Origin of the sequence: Cyanobium sp. L1E-Cus (assembly GCF_024345755.1) — a bacterium.
GTDB classification, from domain to species: domain Bacteria; phylum Cyanobacteriota; class Cyanobacteriia; order PCC-6307; family Cyanobiaceae; genus Cyanobium_A; species Cyanobium_A usitatum.
This window is the reverse complement of the sequence record NZ_JAGQBS010000011.1, coordinates 35,260-54,109: the sequence shown is the minus strand read 5'-3', so window position 1 is coordinate 54,109 and position 18,850 is coordinate 35,260. Positions and strand designations below refer to the sequence as shown.

Annotated in this window: 26 protein-coding genes; 13 read left to right on the top strand and 13 right to left on the bottom strand. The window is 66.9% G+C overall.

Features of this window, described 5'->3' with window-relative positions:
- Positions 1-54: 54 nt before the first annotated feature.
- Positions 55-822, bottom strand: a complete 768-nt coding sequence (locus tag KBZ22_RS11010) for a hypothetical protein (protein WP_255021997.1) — start codon at positions 820-822, stop codon at positions 55-57.
- 65 nt (positions 823-887) lie between these two features.
- On the opposite strand from KBZ22_RS11010, the gene KBZ22_RS11005 reads away from it, so the two are divergent.
- Entirely contained in the window at positions 888-1,400 is a 513-nt protein-coding gene (locus KBZ22_RS11005; RefSeq protein WP_255021996.1) for a DUF456 family protein, read from the top strand.
- 23 nt (positions 1,401-1,423) lie between these two features.
- Here the strand turns inward: KBZ22_RS11005 and KBZ22_RS11000 are convergent, their stop codons facing one another.
- Entirely contained in the window at positions 1,424-2,572 is a 1,149-nt protein-coding gene (locus KBZ22_RS11000; RefSeq protein WP_255021995.1) for a cysteine desulfurase family protein, read from the bottom strand.
- 19 nt (positions 2,573-2,591) lie between these two features.
- Between KBZ22_RS11000 and KBZ22_RS10995 the strand changes: the two genes are divergently transcribed.
- From KBZ22_RS10995 to KBZ22_RS10980, 4 genes are read left to right on the top strand one after another with little or no spacing between them, the layout of a single operon-like run.
- Positions 2,592-3,092 (top strand): hypothetical protein, encoded by a 501-nt coding sequence (locus tag KBZ22_RS10995; protein WP_254941418.1) that lies wholly within the window; start codon positions 2,592-2,594, stop codon positions 3,090-3,092.
- 49 nt (positions 3,093-3,141) lie between these two features.
- Complete coding sequence (locus KBZ22_RS10990) at positions 3,142-3,870, top strand: response regulator transcription factor (RefSeq protein WP_255021994.1); 729 nt, start codon at positions 3,142-3,144, stop codon at positions 3,868-3,870.
- Positions 3,871-3,895: 25 nt separating this feature from the next.
- On the top strand, positions 3,896-4,867 hold the full coding sequence (locus tag KBZ22_RS10985; protein ID WP_255021993.1) for a pseudouridine synthase: 972 nt from the start codon (positions 3,896-3,898) through the stop codon (positions 4,865-4,867).
- The gene (locus tag KBZ22_RS10980) at positions 4,860-5,504 is read left to right on the top strand and encodes an alpha-ketoglutarate-dependent dioxygenase AlkB (protein ID WP_255021992.1); all 645 of its coding nucleotides are present in this window, start codon (positions 4,860-4,862) and stop codon (positions 5,502-5,504) included. The genes KBZ22_RS10985 and KBZ22_RS10980 overlap by 8 nt, the downstream gene beginning before the upstream one ends.
- 20 nt (positions 5,505-5,524) lie before the next feature.
- Here KBZ22_RS10980 and KBZ22_RS10975 read toward each other — a convergent pair whose 3' ends face one another.
- The 4 genes from KBZ22_RS10975 to KBZ22_RS10960 all read right to left on the bottom strand — a co-directional run bounded on the left by KBZ22_RS10975 (position 5,525) and on the right by KBZ22_RS10960 (position 8,005).
- Complete coding sequence (locus KBZ22_RS10975) at positions 5,525-5,770, bottom strand: type II toxin-antitoxin system HicA family toxin (RefSeq protein WP_255021991.1); 246 nt, start codon at positions 5,768-5,770, stop codon at positions 5,525-5,527.
- Positions 5,767-5,973: a 2-oxoisovalerate dehydrogenase gene (locus KBZ22_RS10970; RefSeq protein ID WP_255021990.1), complete on the bottom strand. Its 207-nt coding sequence runs from the start codon at positions 5,971-5,973 to the stop codon at positions 5,767-5,769. The genes KBZ22_RS10975 and KBZ22_RS10970 overlap by 4 nt, the downstream gene beginning before the upstream one ends.
- Before the next feature lie 89 nt (positions 5,974-6,062).
- Positions 6,063-6,776 carry a magnesium protoporphyrin IX methyltransferase gene (bchM, locus tag KBZ22_RS10965; RefSeq protein ID WP_255021989.1) on the bottom strand — a complete coding sequence of 238 codons (714 nt, stop codon included), beginning with the start codon at positions 6,774-6,776 and terminating at the stop codon, positions 6,063-6,065.
- Between the two features lie 26 nt (positions 6,777-6,802).
- On the bottom strand, positions 6,803-8,005 hold the full coding sequence (locus KBZ22_RS10960) for an N-acetylglucosamine-6-phosphate deacetylase (RefSeq protein ID WP_396111997.1): 1,203 nt from the start codon (positions 8,003-8,005) through the stop codon (positions 6,803-6,805).
- 17 nt (positions 8,006-8,022) lie between these two features.
- Here KBZ22_RS10960 and purE point away from each other — a divergent pair, with 17 nt between their 5' ends.
- Together purE and KBZ22_RS10950 are read left to right on the top strand one after the other, a co-directional pair.
- A complete protein-coding gene (gene purE / locus KBZ22_RS10955; RefSeq protein WP_255021988.1) occupies positions 8,023-8,580 on the top strand; it encodes a 5-(carboxyamino)imidazole ribonucleotide mutase in 558 nt (185 codons plus the stop codon).
- Positions 8,580-9,692 (top strand): AI-2E family transporter, encoded by a 1,113-nt coding sequence (locus tag KBZ22_RS10950; protein WP_255021987.1) that lies wholly within the window; start codon positions 8,580-8,582, stop codon positions 9,690-9,692. The genes purE and KBZ22_RS10950 overlap by 1 nt, the downstream gene beginning before the upstream one ends.
- Here the strand turns inward: KBZ22_RS10950 and cysC are convergent.
- Complete coding sequence (gene cysC, locus KBZ22_RS10945; protein WP_255021986.1) at positions 9,649-10,305, bottom strand: adenylyl-sulfate kinase; 657 nt, start codon at positions 10,303-10,305, stop codon at positions 9,649-9,651. The genes KBZ22_RS10950 and cysC overlap by 44 nt on opposite strands.
- 133 nt (positions 10,306-10,438) lie before the next feature.
- On the opposite strand from cysC, the gene KBZ22_RS10940 reads away from it, so the two are divergent.
- Both KBZ22_RS10940 and KBZ22_RS10935 read left to right on the top strand, forming a co-directional pair.
- Entirely contained in the window at positions 10,439-10,681 is a 243-nt protein-coding gene (locus KBZ22_RS10940; RefSeq protein ID WP_254941411.1) for a type II toxin-antitoxin system VapB family antitoxin, read from the top strand.
- On the top strand, positions 10,678-11,049 hold the full coding sequence (locus KBZ22_RS10935; RefSeq protein WP_315857986.1) for a type II toxin-antitoxin system VapC family toxin: 372 nt from the start codon (positions 10,678-10,680) through the stop codon (positions 11,047-11,049). Before KBZ22_RS10940 ends, KBZ22_RS10935 begins: the two co-directional genes overlap by 4 nt.
- Positions 11,050-11,068: 19 nt before the next feature.
- Here KBZ22_RS10935 and KBZ22_RS10930 read toward each other — a convergent pair whose 3' ends face one another.
- From KBZ22_RS10930 to KBZ22_RS10920, 3 genes are all read right to left on the bottom strand, one after another.
- Positions 11,069-11,425 carry a translation initiation factor gene (locus KBZ22_RS10930; RefSeq protein ID WP_255021985.1) on the bottom strand — a complete coding sequence of 119 codons (357 nt, stop codon included), beginning with the start codon at positions 11,423-11,425 and terminating at the stop codon, positions 11,069-11,071.
- A gap of 76 nt (positions 11,426-11,501) precedes the next feature.
- Positions 11,502-11,891 carry a type II toxin-antitoxin system VapC family toxin gene (locus KBZ22_RS10925; protein ID WP_255021984.1) on the bottom strand — a complete coding sequence of 130 codons (390 nt, stop codon included), beginning with the start codon at positions 11,889-11,891 and terminating at the stop codon, positions 11,502-11,504.
- Positions 11,888-12,133 carry a FitA-like ribbon-helix-helix domain-containing protein gene (locus KBZ22_RS10920; RefSeq protein WP_255021983.1) on the bottom strand — a complete coding sequence of 82 codons (246 nt, stop codon included), beginning with the start codon at positions 12,131-12,133 and terminating at the stop codon, positions 11,888-11,890. Before KBZ22_RS10920 ends, KBZ22_RS10925 begins: the two co-directional genes overlap by 4 nt.
- 95 nt (positions 12,134-12,228) lie before the next feature.
- On the opposite strand from KBZ22_RS10920, the gene trpB reads away from it, so the two are divergent.
- Positions 12,229-13,497 (top strand): tryptophan synthase subunit beta, encoded by a 1,269-nt coding sequence (gene trpB, locus KBZ22_RS10915; protein ID WP_255021982.1) that lies wholly within the window; start codon positions 12,229-12,231, stop codon positions 13,495-13,497.
- A gap of 16 nt (positions 13,498-13,513) precedes the next feature.
- On the opposite strand, the gene KBZ22_RS10910 is transcribed toward trpB, so the two are convergent.
- From KBZ22_RS10910 to KBZ22_RS10900, 3 genes are all read right to left on the bottom strand, one after another.
- Positions 13,514-13,963: a hypothetical protein gene (locus KBZ22_RS10910; RefSeq protein ID WP_255021981.1), complete on the bottom strand. Its 450-nt coding sequence runs from the start codon at positions 13,961-13,963 to the stop codon at positions 13,514-13,516.
- An 86-nt stretch (positions 13,964-14,049) separates the two neighbouring features.
- The gene (locus KBZ22_RS10905; RefSeq protein ID WP_255022019.1) at positions 14,050-14,958 is read right to left on the bottom strand and encodes a heat-inducible transcriptional repressor HrcA; all 909 of its coding nucleotides are present in this window, start codon (positions 14,956-14,958) and stop codon (positions 14,050-14,052) included.
- 126 nt (positions 14,959-15,084) lie between these two features.
- On the bottom strand, positions 15,085-15,441 hold the full coding sequence (locus KBZ22_RS10900) for a rhodanese-like domain-containing protein (RefSeq protein ID WP_106632675.1): 357 nt from the start codon (positions 15,439-15,441) through the stop codon (positions 15,085-15,087).
- Positions 15,442-15,471: 30 nt separating this feature from the next.
- On the opposite strand from KBZ22_RS10900, the gene KBZ22_RS10895 reads away from it, so the two are divergent.
- The 3 genes from KBZ22_RS10895 to KBZ22_RS10885 are packed head-to-tail and all read left to right on the top strand — an operon-like array spanning position 15,472 to position 18,842.
- Positions 15,472-17,103: a DUF3352 domain-containing protein gene (locus KBZ22_RS10895; protein ID WP_255021980.1), complete on the top strand. Its 1,632-nt coding sequence runs from the start codon at positions 15,472-15,474 to the stop codon at positions 17,101-17,103.
- Entirely contained in the window at positions 17,103-17,660 is a 558-nt protein-coding gene (locus KBZ22_RS10890; RefSeq protein WP_255021979.1) for a histidine phosphatase family protein, read from the top strand. Before KBZ22_RS10895 ends, KBZ22_RS10890 begins: the two co-directional genes overlap by 1 nt.
- A 27-nt stretch (positions 17,661-17,687) precedes the next feature.
- On the top strand, positions 17,688-18,842 hold the full coding sequence (locus KBZ22_RS10885) for a citrate synthase (protein WP_255021978.1): 1,155 nt from the start codon (positions 17,688-17,690) through the stop codon (positions 18,840-18,842).
- Positions 18,843-18,850 lie beyond the last annotated feature (8 nt).

The following is an 18,850-nucleotide window of genomic DNA, read 5'->3' as shown; positions in this document are numbered from 1 at the left end:
TTAAGGTCGCCTTAAATTTGAGGGCTCGATGCACTCTTGCTGAATTTTTAAATGTCAGCCGATCAGGCCGGTGCGGTCTTCGGCGCCAAACAGCTGGCGGAAGGCGGCGGTTGAGATGCACAGCACCAGGGGCACCACCACCAGCAGGCCGCCGTAGCTGAACAGGCCGCCGATGGTGTGGACCACGCCCTCGATGATTCCGAGCCATAGCACCAGCCACCAGCTGGGATTCACTACGTTCACGCCAGAACCAATGGTTTTGGTGGGATTAGCTGTGCCCAGTAGTGACACCTGAATCAGGAACTTCTGGGTGACCAGCAGCCAGATGTAGAAAATTGCCACCACGATCATGGGGATCACGCTGAGGGCCTCGTTGAGCTTGCCCAGGCCTGCCCCGATCAGGGTGGCGATGGCACCGGCCACGGCTATGACGATTGCCAGCAGGATGCCGGAACCAAGCAGGCGGGCGCTGGCGGGACGGTCCCAACGGGTGAAGTCGGCGAAGCAGGGCTTGCGGCCCTCCAGGCTCAGCCAGGCGCCGCGGGTCAGGCCAATCACGGTCCACAGGGCAATGATCACGTAGCCGATCACGCCCACGATCAGGGCGGCCCAGGCGCCCGTGGGGTGCACAGCCATCACCTCATTCACACTGGCTAGGCGGGCCCCGCCTACGGCGGCCAGGGCGGCGAAGGGCAGCAGGATTAGGGCGGAGAGGGCCTCAAACAGCAAAAAAGCCCAGGGGGCGCGGCAAAAAGCAGCCCAGCCGTCTTCTACGGCCTGGAGCACGTGCAGTTGGCTATCGCTGGATGGGGTGAGGGCCATGATCAAGGGCATATAGACCGGACGGTAGCTATGAAGGCAGCAGGGCGCATCCCAGTTGTGGTGCTTTGAGCAATGCCGCTCCGCTGCTTTGGTGGCTCTGCCTGGGTATTCAGGCGTTAGCGATCCCCGGTGCGTTGCTGCCCGTGCTGCCGGGACTGGCCTTGCTGCCCCTGGGGGCGCTGCTGTGGATCTGGGCGGTGGGCTGGAGTGTCGGCTGGCCGTCCCTGCTGCTGGCGATAGTGCTGCTGTTGCTCGGCTGGGGCGCCGAGGCCCTGGGGTTGGTGCTTGGTCCAGCCAAGCTTCAGGCCAGTCGTTGGGCGGGTTTGGGCGCCGGACTTGGCTTGCTGGTGGGCCTTCTCGGGCTGCTGCCGGCCCTGCCCGTTGGTGGCCCCCTGCTGGGCCTGCTGTTGGGCCCCTTCCTGGGGGCGAGTCTGGCCCAGTGGTTGGCGGCCCGCGGTGGCCTGGGCAGGGCTCTGCAGGTGGGGTTGGCGGTGCTGGTGGGGATGTTGGTGAGCAGGTTGGCTCAAGCCCTGCTGGGTGTGGTGGGGGTACTCGGCTTCATTTTGTTGACGCGCTGAGCTTGGTGGGCTGGCCTCTGCTCTCAGCGCAGCTCCCGCACCGCGGCCGCAACTGTTTCGATGGCCAGGGTGATCTCGGCATCGCTGCTGCCACGCCCCAGCCCGAAGCGGATCGAAGCGGCGGCCTCCACGCGGCTGCGGCCCAAGGCCGCCAGCACGTGGGAGGGGGATCCCTGGCTGCAGGCCGAGCCACTGCTCACGGCGAGCCGCTGGCGCAGCAGCCGGTGCAGGCGCGTGCCATCCACCCCTTGCACCGTCACGTTCAGGTTGTGGGCTAGCCGTGGTGCTCCGGCGCCGTTGAGCTCTACGCCGTTGAGCTCGATGCCGCCGAGGTCCCGCAGGCCCTCCCAGAGCTGGTCCCGCAGGTCCCCTAGCCGCCCGGCCCGCTCCTCCCGATCAGCCTCAGCTCGCAGCAGCGCCTCGCCTAGCCCCACAGCCAGGGGCACCGGCAGGGTGCCGGCCCGGCGGCCGTCCTGCTGGCTGCCGCCATGGAGCTGGGCAGCCAGCTTGAGCCCCGGGCGCACCAGCAGAGCCCCTACCCCCTTGGGTCCATAAAACTTGTGGCCGCTGAGGCTGAGCAAGTCGATGCCCAGCTTGTCGATGGCAAGGGGGATGTGGCCGGCGGCCTGGGCGGCGTCCACGTGCAGCAGCACTCCCCGCTGCCGGCAGAGGGCCGCGATGGCGGCCAAGGGCTGGAGCACACCGATTTCGTTGTTGGCGGCCATCACGCTCAGCAGCAGCACGTCGTCGCCGAGGGCAGCCTCCAGCTGGGCCAGATCCACCAGACCATCGGGCTGGATGGGCACCAGGCTCACCGGAAACCCGTGGCGGCCCAGATAGGCCAGAGGGTCGAGCACGGCCCGGTGTTCGCTCACCAGGCTCACCAGTCGCCGCCGGGGGGTGCCAGCTGCCAGGGCCGCTTCGCATACCCCCTTGAGGGCCAGGTTGTTGGCTTCGGTGGCGCCGCTGGTGAAGATCACGGTTTCGGCGCTGCTGCCCAGCACTCGGGCCAGCTGGCCCCGGGCCCGCTCCACGGCGGCGGCAGCTTCCAGGGCCGGGCGATAGAGGCGGTTGGCTGGATTGGCGCAGTGCTCGCTCCACCAGGGCGCCATCGCTGCCACCACCGCCGGATCGCAGGGAGTGGTGGCGTGGTGGTCGAGGTAGGCGAGCATGGGGTGCTTGCAGGCTTCCATGTTGCCAACCAGAACCCTATTGCTGGTGGCCCTTGCAGCAGCGCTGGCGCCACCCAGCTGGGCGGAGGGCGGCGGGGTGCGGCCAGAGGATGCCCGGCCGCCAGGACTGCTGCTGCTGCAGGAGCGCCCCGGCCTGGGCGGCAAGCAGGCGATTGGTATTTATGGGGCTGTAGCCGATGCCAAGACCCCCGGCCTGTGGCGCATCAAGCTCTGGGATGAGCAGCCCAACGACGTCAAGGTGCGCAGCGAAACCATCCGCTGCACCCCTTCGGCGCCGATGCGGGTTACTAGCGATGGCCCCAACCTCTACATCCGCGAGCTGAACCCGGGCGGAGCGATAACGCCCGCCAATCACATCGACCACCTGGTGTGGTGGGCCACCTGCTTCCCCGAGCAAGCCGGCAAGGATCCAGCTGGCCTGGGCCCCCTGGCCCGCCAGCTCGGCTACAGCGGCAGCCTGCGGGAATCCGAGCAGATCGTGCCTGGACGCTCCCGCTGAGCGCCTGCAGACTGATTCATGCCGACTGGATACCTGCAGAGTGGCCGCCATGAACCCAGATCTGACTCCGGCCCAGGAACCTGAAGCGACGCCCGTGCGCTTGCTGCTGGTCGACGACGAGCCCGGCCTGCGCACGGCGGTAAAGGCTTATCTGGAAGATGAGGGCTTTGCGGTGACCATCGCCAACGACGGTGAGGAGGGCTGGGCCGTGGCCCAGGAGATGCTGCCCGACGTCATCCTCAGCGACGTGATGATGCCGCGCCTCGATGGCTACGGCCTGCTCCAGAAGTTGCGGGCCGACGAGCGGCTGGGCGGCACGCCGGTGATCTTTCTCACCGCCAAGGGCATGACTGCTGATCGCGTCACCGGCTTCCAGGCTGGCTGCGACGACTACATCCCCAAACCCTTTGATCCCGACGAGCTGGTGGCCCGGGTCAACAACGTCGTCAAGCGCCAGCAGCGGCTGCTGGCGGAGGCGGCCCGCTTCGCCGATGCCGACATTGGCCAGCTGTCCAAGCAGATCACCGAGATTCGCTCCCTGCTCGCCACGGGCAGTGCCAAGAAGCCAGCCAGCGCGCCCGAGCATGTGTTCACGCCGCGGGAGGCCAGCGTGTTGCAGCTGGTGGCCGAGGGGATGATGAATAAAGAGATCGCCCGGCGACTGGAAACCTCGATCCGCAACGTCGAGAAGTACGTCAGTCGGCTGTTCATCAAAACCGGCACCGCCAGCCGCACCGAACTGGTGCGCTACGCCCTCGAGCACGGGCTTGTTGACTGAAACAGTCTTGTTGACTGAGCCAGTCTTGTCGACTGAACCAGGCTGGCTAGGTCCCGCCCTCAATGGCGGCTTCGCCTATAGGGATCGCATCGCCCCCAGAGCCGCCGGCCAGAGCGTCAGCGCTTTTTATGCCGGTTGCTATCGCCATTCAACGCCTACCGATTGGCTGCAGCGCCTCGCCGCCGGGGAGATCTCCAGGAACGGCCAGCAGCTCCAGGCCGATGGGGCCCTCGCAGCTGGAGATCGGCTGATCTGGCATCGGCCCCCCTGGCAGGAGGCGGCCGTGCCGGTGTTGCCCAGCCCCCTGTTCGACAACGGCGACCTGTTGGTGTTCAACAAGCCCAGCGGCCTGCCGGTGCTGCCGGCCGGCGGCTTCCTGGAGCACACCTTGCTGGCCCAGCTCCAGGACCGCTGGCCCGAGGCCCGGCCCGTGCACCGCCTGGGACGCTTCACCTCGGGCCTGCTGGTATGTGCCCGCAGCTCCACCAGCCGAGCCTGGCTAAGCGCCCTGCTGCGGGAGAGCACGGCGCAATGCCGCTGCACCAAGACCTACCGGGCCCTGCTCCAGCCCCCGGTCCCCGAGTCCCCCTTGCTGGCGCTGGAGCCCGACCAACAGCTCAGCCTCACCACGCCGATTGGTCGCTGTCCCCATACCCGGCTGGGCACCATATGGGCCGCGGCTCCGGCGGATCCGGTTGCTCTGCCGGCCCGCAGCGAATTGCGTCTGCTGGAGCGAGGCGAGTGGGCCTGGTTGGTGGAGGTCACGATCGCTACGGGGCGGCCCCACCAGATCCGCATCCACACCGCCGCCGCCGGGGCGCCCCTGCTGGGCGATCCGCTCTACGGGCCGGGAGGGTTGGCCGCCGAGCAGGCCCTGCCGGGGGATGGTGGTTACCACTTACACGCCCACCGGCTGCGGTTGGTCTGCCCCGATGGCGACCTGCTTGCGCTGGAGGCGCCGTTGCCCGAGGCCCTGCGCGGAGCTGCCGATGGCTGAAGTTCAAGCTCCGGGCCTGCACCTGCGCCACTGGCCGGCCTGGTTGGCGCCCAGCGCCGCTGCTGAGCTGCTGGAGCGCCTGCAGCTCGAGGTGCCCTGGAAGCAGGAGGCGATCACGATTTACGGCCGCCGCCACCTGCTGCCGCGGCTCACCTGCTGGATGGCCGATCCCGGCTGCGGCTACAGCTACAGCGGCCTGGCCAACACGATTGAGCCCTGGTCGCCGGCTGCCGCCGAGCTGCGCGAGGCCCTGCAGGTGCTCACGGGCTGGCGCTTCAACTCCCTGCTGCTCAATCGCTACCGCGACGGCCGCGACGCCATGGGCTGGCATGCGGACGATGAACCCGAGCTCGAGCCCACCGCCCCAATCGCCTCCCTCAGCCTTGGCTCCCCCCGCGACTTCCGCCTGCGGCCCCAGCCCAGCCCTCGCAATCGCGCCGCTGTCGCCTCCGGTGCCTGCCAGTCGCCTGCTGGTTTTGGCGATTGCACCCCGTTCAACATTCCATTGCACAACGGCGATTTGCTGTTGATGGAGCCCCCCACCCAGCTGTGGTGGCAGCACGCCCTGCCGCGCCGGCTGCGGCTGAAGCAGCAGCGCCTCAACCTGACGTTTCGGGTGGTGCGCGCCAGCCGCTAATCAGCCCCGCTCGAAGGCGATCAGGCATCCAGCGCTTGGATCAGCGCGTCCATATTGGTGCCAACTTGATTGGCCACGTCCTTGAGGATCTGTCGGAGTGTGCCCACACGCAAAGGTTTATGGGCGGGGATGGTGAGGTGTTGCTGCCCGTTCGGCAGCAGGCGAGTGAGTCGCATGTGGCTGCCACTTTGTCGGGTCACGGCATAGCCAAATCGGGCTAACCGCCGCGCTAGTTCTGCACCATCGAGATCACGGGGGATCTTCACAGGGCCAGCAGTTCCTGGCGCACGTGATGAAGCCGTATCAACGGGGGCGCATCACCCTCCTCAAAGTGGCAGTGCACGGCATCACGAATCTCTTGATGCAGCTGCGCCAAATCTTCCGCCTCTGTGTGAATCGAACTGCCAACGGCGTTGGCTCGGAATGACCCGTCCTCGGCTTCTTCCACGACAAAAATAATTTCGTTCATCGCGTTTTTGCCAGGGGCCCTCTGCCAAGCAAAAGTCTGGCATCGAATCAGGGGGCTGGTTGGTCTGCGGGATTGCCCGCTTTGCGGGGTCAGCCCCGCTCGAAGGCGATCAGCCTTGAGAAGTAAAAGGGCGCCTTGTTGAGGCTGCGGCGCATGGGCTTGAAGCCGGCTTTGGCCGCGGCGGCCACGATGCCATCCTCGCGCAAGGTGTAGGCCCGGGTGGTCTTGCTGGGGCCGGGGAACAGCTGGCCGATGCCCTTGAGCAGGGCTAGCAGCGGCGTGTAGGGAGCAAAGCTCACGATCAGGTGCCGCTCCGCCATCGAAGCCAGGTGGCGAACCATCTCCTCGGCCGGGGCCTGGGGGTAGTGGATGAACACATCCAGGCAGATCACCGTGTCGTAGCGGCCCTCCAGGCTCTCGAGATCGGAGGCCAGGAAGCTGATCTGGCCGGGCTTGACGCCCAGCTCACCAGCGCGGCGCTCCGCTTCTTGCACCATCGCGGCGGAGAGGTCGGAGGCGGCGATTGAGCCCGCACCCAGCTGGGCTAAAGGCAGGGTCAGGCTGCCTACGCCGCAGCCGGCATCACAGAAGCTGCGCTGCTCAAGGTTGCCCTGCTCCTGCAGCCAGGCCAGCACGTTGTCCACAGTCTTCTGGTGGCCGATGCGGATGTTGCGCTGCACCCGGTTGACGTCGTCGCTGTCGCTGTAGATGCGATTCCAGCGCTCAAAGCCGGTGGTTTCGAAGTAGCCCTTCACCTCGAGTTTTTCGGCCTGGTTGGCTTCCAGTAGTTGGTCGGGGGCCATGGTGATATCCGGTCGTGGCGCGGATCCTAGGGAGTGACTTCTGCCCCGGGCCGCTGCCAGCTGAGTCCGGCGGGCCCCTCCTGCCAGCGCAGGCTTTCCGCCAGGGGCATGCCCAGCAGCATCTGGTCGAGGCTGCGGTCATCGCCCAGCACCCGCCGTGGCAGCACGGTGGCGGCGGCGATGGCTCGGGCCGGCTCGCCGGTCCACCGGGCCAGGCGCCGCACCCCCTCCAGCAGAGGCAGGGTGACGCCGGCCAGGGTGCCGTCTTCCAGCCGGCAGCTGCCGTCGGCCACGATTAGCAAGCGCTCATCCCAGCGGTGCTGACCTTCGCCGAGACCGTAGGGGGCCAGGGCATCGCTCACCAGCACCACCTGCTCAGGCGCCAGCCGCTGCAGCAGCACCGCCATGGTGGGGGCCACGTGCACCCCATCGGCGATCAGGCCGATTGCCACATCCCCCCGTAGGGCGGCAGCCGCCACTGGCCCTGGTGCGCGCCGGTCCATGTTGGGCATGGCGTTGAAGGCGTGGGTGAGCATCGTCACCCCGGCAGCGAAGGCGGCGTGGCTTTGGGCTTCGGTTGCCGCGCTATGGCCCAGGCTCACCACGATTCCCCGCTCGGCCAGGGCGGTGATCACGGCGCCGGCCCCCTCCAGTTCTGGGGCCAGGGTCACCAGATCGATGTCGCTTTCAAAGCCGTCGATGCGCTCCATCAGGGCGGTCAGGCTCGGGGCGGCCAGGTGCTGGGCGGGGTGGGCGCCCCGGCGACTGGGCTCAAGGAAGGGACCCTCCAGGTGGGCGCCCAGCAGCTGGCAGCGGCCCGGTTGGTGGGCTGCTCGCGCCTCTGCCAGCACGGCCAGGGCCTGGCGTAGGGGTGCAACGCCGCAGGTCACCAGGGTGGGGCAGATCGCTTCGACACCATCGCGCCAGAGCAGCTCCAGCAGCGCTTCCAGCTGGGGAAGATCGGTCGGCGTTAGCTCCGGAAAAGCCAGGCCCAGGCCGCCGTTGATCTGCAGATCCACCCCGGCCGGGCTGAGCCAGTCGCCGTGCCAGTCGTCACCGGCGGCCCGGCTGCCGGCGGGCAAAGGCTCCACCAGGCTGATCAGATCGTCGTCGTCAAGGCCGATGCGCCAGCGCTGGTTGGCGCCATGGCTGCAGCGCTGGGCCTGGGGCAGTCGCACATTGCTGAGCCAGCGCATGGGCAGAAGGGCCGCCAGACGGGACAATGCCATTCTCCGCCTGCGCCTGCGTGGTTGCCGTCCCCCCTTCCGATTCGCCCGCGGCCCCAGGTGTTCCCAGGGTCGCGGTGGTGATGGGCAGCGACTCAGACCTGCCCACGATGCAGCCGGCGGTGCAGGTGCTGGAGCAGTTTGGAGTGGCGGTAGAGGTGCGGGTGCTCTCTGCCCATCGCACTCCCCTGGAGATGGTGGAATTTGCCCAGATGGCCCGAGGGCGGGGCTTCAAGGTGATCGTGGCCGGCGCCGGCGGCGCCGCCCACCTGCCCGGGATGGTGGCCTCGCTCACCACCCTGCCGGTGATCGGCGTGCCGGTGCAGAGCCGGGCCCTATCGGGTGTGGATTCGCTCCATTCGATCGTCCAGATGCCCGCTGGTATTCCGGTGGCCACGGTGGCGATCGGTAATGGCCTCAACGCTGGCCTGCTAGCGGCGCAGATCCTGGCCACCGCCGATCCCCGCCTCGCCCAGGAGATCTCGGACTACCGCGATGGGTTGCACGGCCAGGTAACGGCCAAGGACACCCGCCTGCAGCAGCTGGGCAGCCGGGCTTACCTGGAGCAGATGGGCTGATGCTGGAACGGCTCGTTCTGCCCCCCTGGCTCAAGGCCGGCCTGGCCCTGCCCTTGCTGGTGCTCAATCTCTGGGTGCTGCGCCAGCTGCTGCTGCCCCTGGCGCCCTTCCCGGCCCTGTTTGTGGCGGCGGCCCTGATCGCCTTCCTGCTGGATTTGCCCAGCCGCTGGCTGATGGGCCGCGGTCTGCCGCGCTGGCTTGCCTACGCGCTGGTGGTGGGGGTGAGTGTGGGCCTGATCGGCCTGGCCGCCGTCTGGCTGGTGCCCCGGCTGATCGAGCAGCTGGGCGAGCTGATCACGGCCCTGCCGGGTTGGTTGGCCCAGGGGGAAACCCTGTTGCAGCAGTTGCAGGCCTGGGCGGTGGCGCGGGGTCTGCCCACCGATTTTGGCGACCTCAGCAGCGAGCTGCTCACCCGCACCAGCCAGCTGGCCCGCCAATTCAGCCAGCAGTTGCTCAGTCTGTTGGGCACCACCGTGGGCCTCACGGTCAACACCGTGATCGTGCTGGTGCTGGCGGTGTTTCTACTGCTGGGAGGGGAGGGCATCAGTTCCGGCCTGGCCCAGTGGCTTCCCCTACGGGCGCGCAGCCTGGTGGTCACGACTTTGAACCGCACCTTCCGCGGCTACTTCGCCGGCCAGGTGTTGCTGGCCCTGATTCTCAGCGTTGCCCAGATCGTGGTGTTCACCCTGCTGGGCATTCCCTATGGAGTGCTGTTTGCGGTGGCGATTGGCTTCACCACCCTGGTGCCTTACGCCAGTGCCCTCACGATCGTGGCGGTGAGCGTGCTGCTTGCCCTGGATGATCCCCGCACGGGCCTAGAGGTGTTGGCCGCAGCCATCAGCGTTGGTCAGGTGGTGGACCAGGTGATCCAGCCCCGCCTGATGGGCAGGATTGTGGGCCTGCAGCCGGCCTGGCTGTTGATCAGCCTGCCGTTGGGTGCGCGCCTGGGCAGCCTGCTGGGCCTGGGGGATCTGCTCGGCCTGGTGCTGGCGGTGCCGGTGGCCAGCTGTGCCAAGACCTTCCTCGATGCCTGGGGCGACCAGCTCCGCTCCGGTGAGGTGCCGGTGTTCAGCTCCCCTGCGGGATCACGCCCTGAGCTGCCAGATAGCTGAGCACCACGGCCACCGAATCCTCCAGGCTCTGGGCGCCGGTATCCACCCGCAGCTCGGGCTGCTCTGGGGCCTCATAGGGGCTGGAGATGCCCGTGAACTCCTTGATTTCGCCGGCCCGAGCCTTGGCATAAAGGCCCTTGGTGTCGCGCCCCTCGCAAACCTCCAGGTCAGCGGCGCAGTGGATTTCGATGAAGTCGCCGGCGTCCACCAGGGCGCGGGCCTTGTCGCGGTCGGCCTTGAAGGGCGACACGAAGGCCGTAAGCACCACCACCCCCGCATCTAGAAAAAGCTTGCTCACCTCGCCAATGCGGCGGATGTTTTCCTCGCGGGCAGCATCGGAGAAGCCCAGGTCCTTGCAGAGGCCGTGGCGGATGTTGTCGCCATCCAGCACGTAGCAGCTGAGTCCCTGTTCAAACAGGGCGGAGTTCACGGCGTTTGCCAGGGTGCTTTTGCCCGAGCCGCTGAGGCCGGTGAACCAAAGGATGGCGCTGCGGTGGCCGCGCTGCAGGGCCCGGCCAAAGCGATCCACCGAGGTGTGGTGCCAGGCGATGTTGGTGGAGGCTCCCTGGGTGGTGACTTCGCCGTAGGTCGGGTTGGTGGGAGCGGCGGACATCGGCGCAGGGCGTTGGGACGGATGGGGGCATTCTCTCCTGTGCCCCGCGTCAGGCCCTTGAGAGGTGCTTTGTTGTCTGGTGCCCGAGGGCTGATTTTGTTTCTAGAATGGAAATCTATAAATGCTTTCCGCAATGGCTGTCAGCATCAAGAGCCCTCGGGTTGACGCCCTGCTCGAGCAGCTGCGCCAGCTCACGGGCAGAGGGTCCACGGAGATTGTGCGGGATGCCCTGGAGCTGGAGCTGCAGAGGCAGCGCTGTCTGAGCCGGCGCAGGCGCCTCGCTGCCGAGTTACCCGTTCTGCAGGAACAGGCCCTTGAGACGGTTCAACCTTTCGATCCCGATTCGCTTTACGACGAGCAGGGCTTGCCGTCGTGATTCTGGATACTTCTGTGCTGCTGGCAATTCTTCAGCGAGAACCTGGTTGGGAGCGACACCAGCAGGCGCTCGAGCAAGCTGAAGTCCTACGCATGTCCGCAGGCACCCTGCAGGAGCTGCTGCTGGTTGCTCACTGCCGTCGTGTACTCGAACCGATGCGGACGTTGCTGAATCTCATTGACCCCGATCTGGTGCCGGTGGATGCGGATCTGGCAGAGCGCGCTCTCGGCATCTTCAAGCGTTTTGGCAAGGGCCAGGGCCATCCGGCCCAGCTCAACTTCGGGGATTGTTTTGCGGCGGCCCTGGCTGAGCGTGACCAATTGCCCCTTGGCTACATCGGCGACGATTTCAGCAAGGCCGGCTTCTGAGGTTCGTGGCGCTTGCCTTTCAGCCCCCCGCCTGCTTGGGCCGGTAGCCCTCCTTCTCCAGGGCCGCGAGCGCCGGAGCCACCTGGTCGCCTTGCAGCTCGATCACGCCGTCTTTGACGGTGCCGCCTGTGCCAGCAACGGCCTTGAGCTGTTTGAGCAGCGTTTTCAGCTCGGCTTCCGGCGCCTCAAGGCCCGTGATCGCCGTCACCAGTTTTCCGCCCTTGCCTGCCTTGGTGCGCTGTACTCGCACCCGCTGCTGGGCCTTGGGGCTGGGTGCGCCCGCCGGGCCGGCCCCAGCGGCAGTGGGCCTGGCCGTGCTTGCTGTGAAGCTGCCGCCGCTGCTGCTGAATTCCTGCCAGCTGCCCTTTTTGGCCATGCCCAATCCTGCAACGCTGGTTCGGATTCTGGTCGGCGCAGCCTTCCCCGTGATCGCAATGCCCCCGCTCCAGCCCTTAAACCAGGGGTCTCGCCACATCCGGGAATGCAATAAGAACAGCGCGGTCTTCCGTGACCAGCGGCACCCCCAGTTGCTGTGCAGCAGCCACAAACTCGCAGTCGTAGGCACTGCAGCGGCTGCTGTGAGCCAGCTGCAAAACCTGTTCGGACGCCACGGGTTCGTCCTGGCCGGCCAGCAGCACCTCTGCCCGTTGCATCAGTGCCACGGCCTGAGAGAGCTGGAGCAGGTCACGTCGTAGGTAAGTGGTGAGCACATTCCGCCACTCACTGCGCCAGAGCGGCGGTGCTGCCCAGCGGGGTTGATCCAGCAACAGAGCTTCTGCCAACTTTGTTTTGGGCCCTGGCAGCAGCAGATAGGCCAGGACGTTGGTGTCGACAACAATCAAGGCCGACCTTCGCGCTTGAAGGCATCGATCTCAGCCGGATCAAAGCTGTGCTGAGCCAGGCTGTCGCGCAGGGCCCGGATCTCAGCCAGCTGCTGCTCGACGGCCACGGCATCGTTTCCCAGCCCGGCCTCCAGACACACGATGGCCTCATTGTTGAGGCTGCGCCGGTGCCGCTTTGCGGCCGCGGCAAGCCGGGCATGGAGCGCGTCGGGCAGGTTTTTGAGCGTGATGGTTTTGGCCATGGCAGCCAGCGCTCTGATGGCAATTCAACCATTATGGAACCGTCCTGGTTCCTGCTGCTGGCTTCTTAGGCTCTGCCTATCTGATTCAGCCGCCGGTGACTAGCACCGTTCCCCCTCTACAGGGCATCAGCCCCGAACCTGCAGCCCTGGAGCTCGCAGCTCGCCCCAACAGCCTGGGTCGCTACGGCCAGTTCGGCGGCCAGTACGTGCCCGAAACCCTGATTCCCGCCCTGGCGGAGCTGGAGCAGGCCGCGGCTGAGGCATGGAAGGATCCTGCTTTTACCGATCGGCTCAACCACCTGCTCCGCACCTATGTGGGGCGGCCCAATCCCCTCTATGAGGCTGAGCGCCTCACCGAGCACTACCGCCGGCCCGAGGGCGGCCCCCGCATCTGGCTGAAGCGAGAAGACCTCAACCACACCGGCGCCCACAAGATCAACAACGCCCTAGGGCAGGCGCTGCTGGCCCTGCGCATGGGCAAAAAGCGGATCATTGCCGAAACCGGCGCTGGCCAGCACGGCGTGGCCACGGCCACCGTGTGTGCCCGCTTCGGGCTGGAGTGCGTCGTCTACATGGGCGCGGAAGACATGCGCCGCCAAGCCCTCAATGTTTTCCGCATGCGGCTGCTGGGGGCAACGGTGCAACCTGTGACTGCCGGCACTGCCACCCTCAAGGACGCCACCAGCGAGGCGATCCGCGACTGGGTCACCAACGTGGAGAGCACCCACTACATCCTCGGTTCGGTGGCGGGCCCCCACCCCTACCCGATGCTGGTGCGCGATTTCCACGCCGTGATCGGTGAGGAAACCAAGCGCCAGTGCCACGAGGCCTTTGGCCGCTTGCCCGACGTGCTGGTGGCCTGCGTGGGCGGTGGCTCCAACGCCATGGGCCTGTTCCATCCCTTCGTGCAGGACACTTCCGTGCGCCTAGTGGGGGTGGAGGCCGCCGGCGATGGCGTGGCCACCGGCCGCCATGCCGCCACGATCACCGAGGGCCGTGTTGGGGTGCTGCACGGCGCCATGAGCCTGCTGCTGCAGGACGAGGAGGGCCAGGTGCAGGAGGCCCACTCGATCAGCGCCGGCCTTGATTACCCCGGCGTGGGCCCCGAGCACAGCTACCTCAAAACCATTGGCCGGGCCGAATACGGCGCCGTGACAGACACCGAGGCACTGGACGCCCTGCAGCTTCTGTGTCGCCTGGAGGGCATCATCCCGGCCCTGGAAACGGCCCACGCCTTCGCCTGGCTGGAGAAGCTCTGCCCCACCCTGGCCCCTGGCACCGAGGTGGTGCTCAACCTCTCGGGCCGCGGCGACAAGGACGTCAACACCGTGGCCGAGAAGCTCGGCGACAAAATGGGGGGCTGATGCCAGCAGGTTGGGATCAGCCCAGCACTGGGAAGTCGAAACGATTGCCGAATAGCGAAAACAGCACCTGCCACAGGTTGGGGTGCTCCTTGATCTCCTCGGCCGCCGCGTTCTCGATTGTTTGCAGCTGATTGGGGCTCAGCTCGAGGCCGGTGGCAAGACGAGAAAGGATCTCGCGCTCTTGCTCGCAGATGAATTCATCATCCTGCTGCTGTCTTGATGCGGAAGCCACCATCACGGCGGTTTTAATGGCCAGTTCCCGTTGCTCTGGATTTATCAAAGCGGCCAGCTCCTCGATGCAGGAGGGATCAGATAATTGATCTTCCCAATTAATGATTTTGGCCTGAAGTTTATATTGTTTGCTCAAGGAGTCCAAGAGGTTTTCCTCTTCAAGAGATGCTCCTCCATCAGCAAGGGCAACCAGATTGAGAATTCTCAGGATCACTCCTGCTGATTGGAGGTCCATTAACTGGTTGAGCTGATGTTTGAAATCAGTTTACCGGCTTTGGCTGTGGAAATATTTGGCGCTGCGATTGATCGCCACAGCCCGATCTAGCGCAAAAGCCTCTCCAGTGCCTGGGCTACCGAACCCACAGCAGCTCTGGCCGTGGCGTAGGCCATGCGCATCGGCCCCACCAGGGCCACCTGGCCCACGCCGCCGTCGCCGCTGCGGTAGTTGGCCTGCACCACGGCGCACTGGTGCAGGGCCCGGTGGGGATGCTCGGCGCCGATCCAAATTCCCGGCTGGGGTAGGAGCTGTTGGGGTGCGTCCTCCACCAGCTCCACTAAGGGGCGCAGGCTGAGGGTTTGGCTGAATTCCGGCTGGGCAAGCAGGCCAGCGAGGCCCATGGCTACAGCGCCCTCGCCCTCCAGCTGCCGCGACTGCCCATGGCTAGCCAGCGCTTGGCGCAGCACGGCGCCGCTGCTGGTCAGGTGGGAGGGCAGGGCGGCCCAGTCGATGCTGCCGCCATCCAGCTGGGCCGTGACCCAGCGCTCCAGGGATGCCAGTTCCGCTACTGCAAGGCAGGGCAGCCGCAAGTTGAGGCTGCTGGCTGTGGAGCCCCCCTCCACCAGGAACACCAGCAGGCGTTCACCACTGGCCACCAGTCGGAGGGCCTGCAGCTGGGACTGCTGGCGTTGGGGCCTGGTGATCAGGCTGAGCAGGCCCGTGAGATCTGCCAGGCGCCGGCTCAGATGCAGGAGCAGATCGTCGAGGGCTGCCCACTGCAGGCTGAGTCCGGTGAGTTCGCGCTCCAGCTGCAGGGCGGCCGCGCCTGGTGCGGGCAGCAGCTGATCAACGTAGGTGCGATAGCCCTGCTGGCTGGGGATTCGGCCAGCGGAGGGGTGGGGCTGGGTGAGCAGGCCACGCTGCTCCAGCGCCCCCATGGCTGAGCGCACCGTCGCCGGGCTGGCCTGCAGGCCAAAACGGCGCACCAGGGTCTGGCTGCCCACCGGCTCCATCGTGTCGACGTAGTGGCGCACGGCGAGCTGCAGTACTTCCTGCTGCCGGGCGGGCAAGGGCCTGGGTGAGGCGGACTGCAAGCGGGCGCCGCAGGAGTGAGGCGATCGTACGCAGCCCTGCGGGTGTCAGTAGCGGGGTACGGCCGGATCGACCTCCACACTCCAGGCGTCGATGCCCCCTTGCACGTTCCAGACGGCACCAAAGCCGTGTTCCTGCATCAGCCAGCAGCCCAGATGCCAGCTGCGCACGCCGGCGTGGCACAGCACGGCTACGGGGCGGTCGCGGTCGAGCAGCTGGTTGAGCTGGCCAATCCACTCGTTAGATCGGCCCAGGGGCAGATGCACCACGGCATGGGGCAGGCGGGCCAATTCCAGTTCGGTGTCTTCGCGCACGTCCACCAGCTGGATCGCCTCGCCCCGCTCCAGCCGCTCTTGCAGGTCGCGGGCCCGGATTGTCTGCGGTGTCGTCTCGATAGGTGCCATGGCGGGCAGACGGGGTGGCTTGGGGTCAAGATGGACCCATCCTGCGTGGGGCGCATGAAGGCCCGCCCGTTTTTGGCGGTCGTGCTGGCGGTGACATTGCTGTTGCTGAGCCTGGCGGCGGGTGGCTGGTGGCTGGTGCTGCAGCACTCCCCCCTGCAGCTGCAGCACCAGCAGCTGGTGTCGCCCCGGGCGGCCCGCTTTGTGCCCCGCCAAGCCGCCCTGAGCCTCTATCTGCTCAGCGATGGCGAGCAGCCGGTGGGCTACGCCCGGGCGGTGGCTCCCCCCCGCCAGCGGCGCCAGGCGGCTGAGGCGGTCGCGGGCCTTAGGGATGGTGCTTTCGCCGCCGCCGGCCTCGACTATCCCGGCGAGCTGGCCCCCTGGCTGGGCCGCGAACTTGGCTTTGCCCTACTGGCTTCCGAGCCCGGGGCGGCCCCCGATGGCTGGTTGCTGGCCCTGCGCAGTCGCGACGCTGACGGCGCCCGCCGCTTTCTGCAGCGCTTCTGGCAGACCCGCAGTTTGGCGGGCACCGACCTGCAGATCAGCAGCTACCGCGGCATGGGTTTGATCAGTGGCCGTGGTGCCCTGGTGGGCACCACCCCGGTGCCGATCGCTACGGCGCTGATCGACGACGACCTGGTGTTGATCGCGTCGGGTCGGGGGGTGCTGGAGCAGGCCCTTGACGTCTCCCAGATCGATGAGCTCAACCAAGCGGCCAGCCCCCGCTTTAAGCAGGCGGTGCAACGCCTTGAGCAGGGGGCGCTGCTGCTAACAGCCCGGCCAGAAACCCTGGGGCCCTGGTTGGGGTTGCCGGATGAGTTCACGGCGCCTGGGGTCGTGCAGGAGCTGGTGGCCAGCCTGCGTCCCGATAACCGCTCCTTGGAGCTGGATGCCCTTCTGCAGTTCGCTGCAGATGCCGCAGTGCCGGCTCCCTCTGCGGATGGCATTGGGGAGATTGACTCCACGGGAGCCGCTCTTTTAGCGGCCCTGCAGGGCCCTTCAGAGAGCTTGGCCCTGGTGCAGCGCCCCGCCGCTTGGCCGGCCTACTGGCAGCCCCTGCTGGCGGCAGTCCTGCAGGCCGAGCCGGGATCATTCCCGGCCCTGGTGACTGCAGCCGCCGATGGCCCGCTGCTGCGCAGTGAGGCAAGTCAGGGCTGGCTGCTGGGCACTGGCGCCGACCAACCGCAGCCGGAGGCCCTCGCAGGGGTGCTGGCGGCCGAGGGATTGATCGCCGCGCCGCTGCCGGTGGAAGGGGATCCCGATCTGCGGGTCTGGACCAGGCTGGAGGCTGGCCAGGCTGGAGGCCGATTCGCCCGCGGCGATGCCAACCAGCTGCAAGCCAGCCTGGAGGGCGCCCGCTCCAGCCAGGGCCGCCTGGCCTGGTGGGGTCAGACCCTCGCGGTGCTGCAGGAGCAGCGTGACTCCCGCAAGCCGCCCCGGCTGCGGCTGGAGCAGCTCGCCGGCCTCGATCTACCCCAGGCTCCCCTGCAGTGGGCTTTGGCGGCGGGCCGGGCCCAGCCCTTGCTGCAGCGCTGGAGCACCTGGCAGCTTTTGTCAGCCCTGGCCGGCCAGCCCCTAGCCCCGGCCGTGCAGAGCCTGAGCCTGGGCTGGGAAGCGCAGCCTGATGCCAACCTGCACCTCAAGGCCCGCCTTGAATTTGGTTGATGGCTAGAGCTGAGCGCGTAGCGGTTGAGAGTGAACTGGTTGCGAGTGAACCGGTTGCAAGTGAACCAGTTGAGCGCGAACTGCTGCTCTGGCGCCACGGCATTGCCGAAGATCGCCATCCTGATCGCCCTGATCAGGAGCGGGCTCTTACGGCTGAAGGCCGTCAGCGCACTGCGGCCGTGGCGGCGGAGTTGTGCCGCTTGCAGCTCCACTGTGATCGCCTGCTGAGCAGCCCCCTGCGGCGGGCGCTGCAGACCGCTGAAATTGGCGTGGCGGCTGGTCTAGCGCCGGCGCTGGAGTTAGAGGATCGCCTGGCGCCGGGTGGTGATCCGCGGCCGCTGCTGCAGGCGGGCCCTTGGCGGCGCCTTGGCCTGGTGGGCCATGAGCCAGACTTGGGCGAGCTGGCCTCGAGCCTGCTGGGGTTGCCGGCGGGCTCGATTTCGGTGCGTAAGGCCGGCATCGTGCTGCTGCGCCTGGGCCCAACCGGCGCCAGCCTGGAGGCCCTAATTGGCCCAAGGTTGCTGCGGCTACGGCGGGATGGCCAGCGGCAGCCGTAAGTTCGCCTTACTGAGTGCGGTGGAAGCTTGGTAGTTACAGGAGCGGCGACCCCAGCCCCATTTCGGCCGGGTTTGGAAGGGGTGCCGGCTACCCAATCGTCGATCTGCGACATCGATGGCCAGCGGGGGGTGCTCACCTATCGCGGCTACCCCGTAGACCAGCTGGCATCTTGCAGCTCCTTCCTGGAGACGGCCTACCTGCTGATCTGGGGCGAGCTACCCACCGCTGAGCAGCTGCAGGAGTTTGAGCAGGAGGTGCAGATGCACCGCCGGGTCAGCTTCCGCATTCGGGACATGATGAAGTGCTTCCCCTCCGGGGGGCATCCGATGGATGCGCTGCAGAGCAGCGCCGCCTCCCTGGGCCTGTTTTATTCCCGTCGAGCCCTCGACAACCCCGAATACATCGTTTCTGCGGTGGTGCGGCTGATCGCCAAGATCCCCACGATGGTGGCGGCCTTCCAGCTGATCAGGAAGGGTCAAGATCCGATCCAGCCCCGCGACGACCTGGCCTACGCCGCCAATTTTCTCTACATGCTCACGGAGCGGGAGCCCGATCCGCTGGCGGCCCGCATCTTTGACGCTTGTCTGATCCTGCACGCTGAGCACAGCCTCAACGCCAGCACCTTCAGCGCCCGGGTGACGGCCAGCACCCTCACCGACCCCTATGCCGTGGTGGCGTCAGCGGTTGGCACCCTGGCGGGCCCCCTGCACGGTGGTGCCAATGAAGATGTGCTGGAGATGCTCGGCCAGATCGGCAGCCCAGATCAGGTGGCGCCCTGGCTGGATCGGGCGATTGCCGGCAAGCAAAAAATCATGGGTTTTGGCCACCGGGAATACAAGGTCAAGGACCCCCGGGCTGTGATTCTCCAAACCCTGGCGGAGCAGCTCTTCGACCAGTTCGGTCACGATCCGATGTACGACCTAGCCCGCAAGTTGGAGGAGGTCGCGGCCGAGCGCCTGGGGCCTAAGGGAATTTTCCCCAACGTTGACTTCTATTCAGGCCTGGTGTACCGCAAGCTCGGCATCCCTGAAGACCTCTTCACGCCCATTTTTGCTATCGCCCGCACGGCTGGCTGGCTGGCCCATTGGAAGGAGCAGCTGGGGGCTAATCGCATCTACCGGCCCTCCCAGATCTATACCGGTCAGCCCTCCCGTGACTGGCAGCCCGTGGGGGCCCGCTAAGTTGACCC

Excerpts from the sequence above, each read along its gene's own strand:
- KBZ22_RS11010 (WP_255021997.1), bottom strand. The coding sequence starts at position 822 with ATGGCCCTCACCCCATCCAGCGATAGCCAACTGCACGTGCTCCAGGCC.
- KBZ22_RS11000 (WP_255021995.1), bottom strand. The coding sequence starts at position 2,572 with ATGCTCGCCTACCTCGACCACCACGCCACCACTCCCTGCGATCCGGCG.
- KBZ22_RS10995 (WP_254941418.1), top strand. The coding sequence starts at position 2,592 with ATGTTGCCAACCAGAACCCTATTGCTGGTGGCCCTTGCAGCAGCGCTG.
- KBZ22_RS10990 (WP_255021994.1), top strand. The coding sequence starts at position 3,142 with ATGAACCCAGATCTGACTCCGGCCCAGGAACCTGAAGCGACGCCCGTG.
- KBZ22_RS10980 (WP_255021992.1), top strand. The coding sequence starts at position 4,860 with ATGGCTGAAGTTCAAGCTCCGGGCCTGCACCTGCGCCACTGGCCGGCC.
- KBZ22_RS10970 (WP_255021990.1), bottom strand. The coding sequence starts at position 5,973 with ATGAACGAAATTATTTTTGTCGTGGAAGAAGCCGAGGACGGGTCATTC.
- bchM (WP_255021989.1), bottom strand. The coding sequence starts at position 6,776 with ATGGCCCCCGACCAACTACTGGAAGCCAACCAGGCCGAAAAACTCGAG.
- KBZ22_RS10960 (WP_396111997.1), bottom strand. The coding sequence starts at position 8,005 with ATGGCATTGTCCCGTCTGGCGGCCCTTCTGCCCATGCGCTGGCTCAGC.
- KBZ22_RS10950 (WP_255021987.1), top strand. The coding sequence starts at position 8,580 with ATGCTGGAACGGCTCGTTCTGCCCCCCTGGCTCAAGGCCGGCCTGGCC.
- cysC (WP_255021986.1), bottom strand. The coding sequence starts at position 10,305 with ATGTCCGCCGCTCCCACCAACCCGACCTACGGCGAAGTCACCACCCAG.
- KBZ22_RS10940 (WP_254941411.1), top strand. The coding sequence starts at position 10,439 with ATGGCTGTCAGCATCAAGAGCCCTCGGGTTGACGCCCTGCTCGAGCAG.
- KBZ22_RS10930 (WP_255021985.1), bottom strand. The coding sequence starts at position 11,425 with ATGGCCAAAAAGGGCAGCTGGCAGGAATTCAGCAGCAGCGGCGGCAGC.
- KBZ22_RS10920 (WP_255021983.1), bottom strand. The coding sequence starts at position 12,133 with ATGGCCAAAACCATCACGCTCAAAAACCTGCCCGACGCGCTCCATGCC.
- KBZ22_RS10910 (WP_255021981.1), bottom strand. The coding sequence starts at position 13,963 with ATGGACCTCCAATCAGCAGGAGTGATCCTGAGAATTCTCAATCTGGTT.
- KBZ22_RS10905 (WP_255022019.1), bottom strand. The coding sequence starts at position 14,958 with ATGGAGCCGGTGGGCAGCCAGACCCTGGTGCGCCGTTTTGGCCTGCAG.
- KBZ22_RS10900 (WP_106632675.1), bottom strand. The coding sequence starts at position 15,441 with ATGGCACCTATCGAGACGACACCGCAGACAATCCGGGCCCGCGACCTG.
- KBZ22_RS10895 (WP_255021980.1), top strand. The coding sequence starts at position 15,472 with ATGGACCCATCCTGCGTGGGGCGCATGAAGGCCCGCCCGTTTTTGGCG.
- KBZ22_RS10890 (WP_255021979.1), top strand. The coding sequence starts at position 17,103 with ATGGCTAGAGCTGAGCGCGTAGCGGTTGAGAGTGAACTGGTTGCGAGT.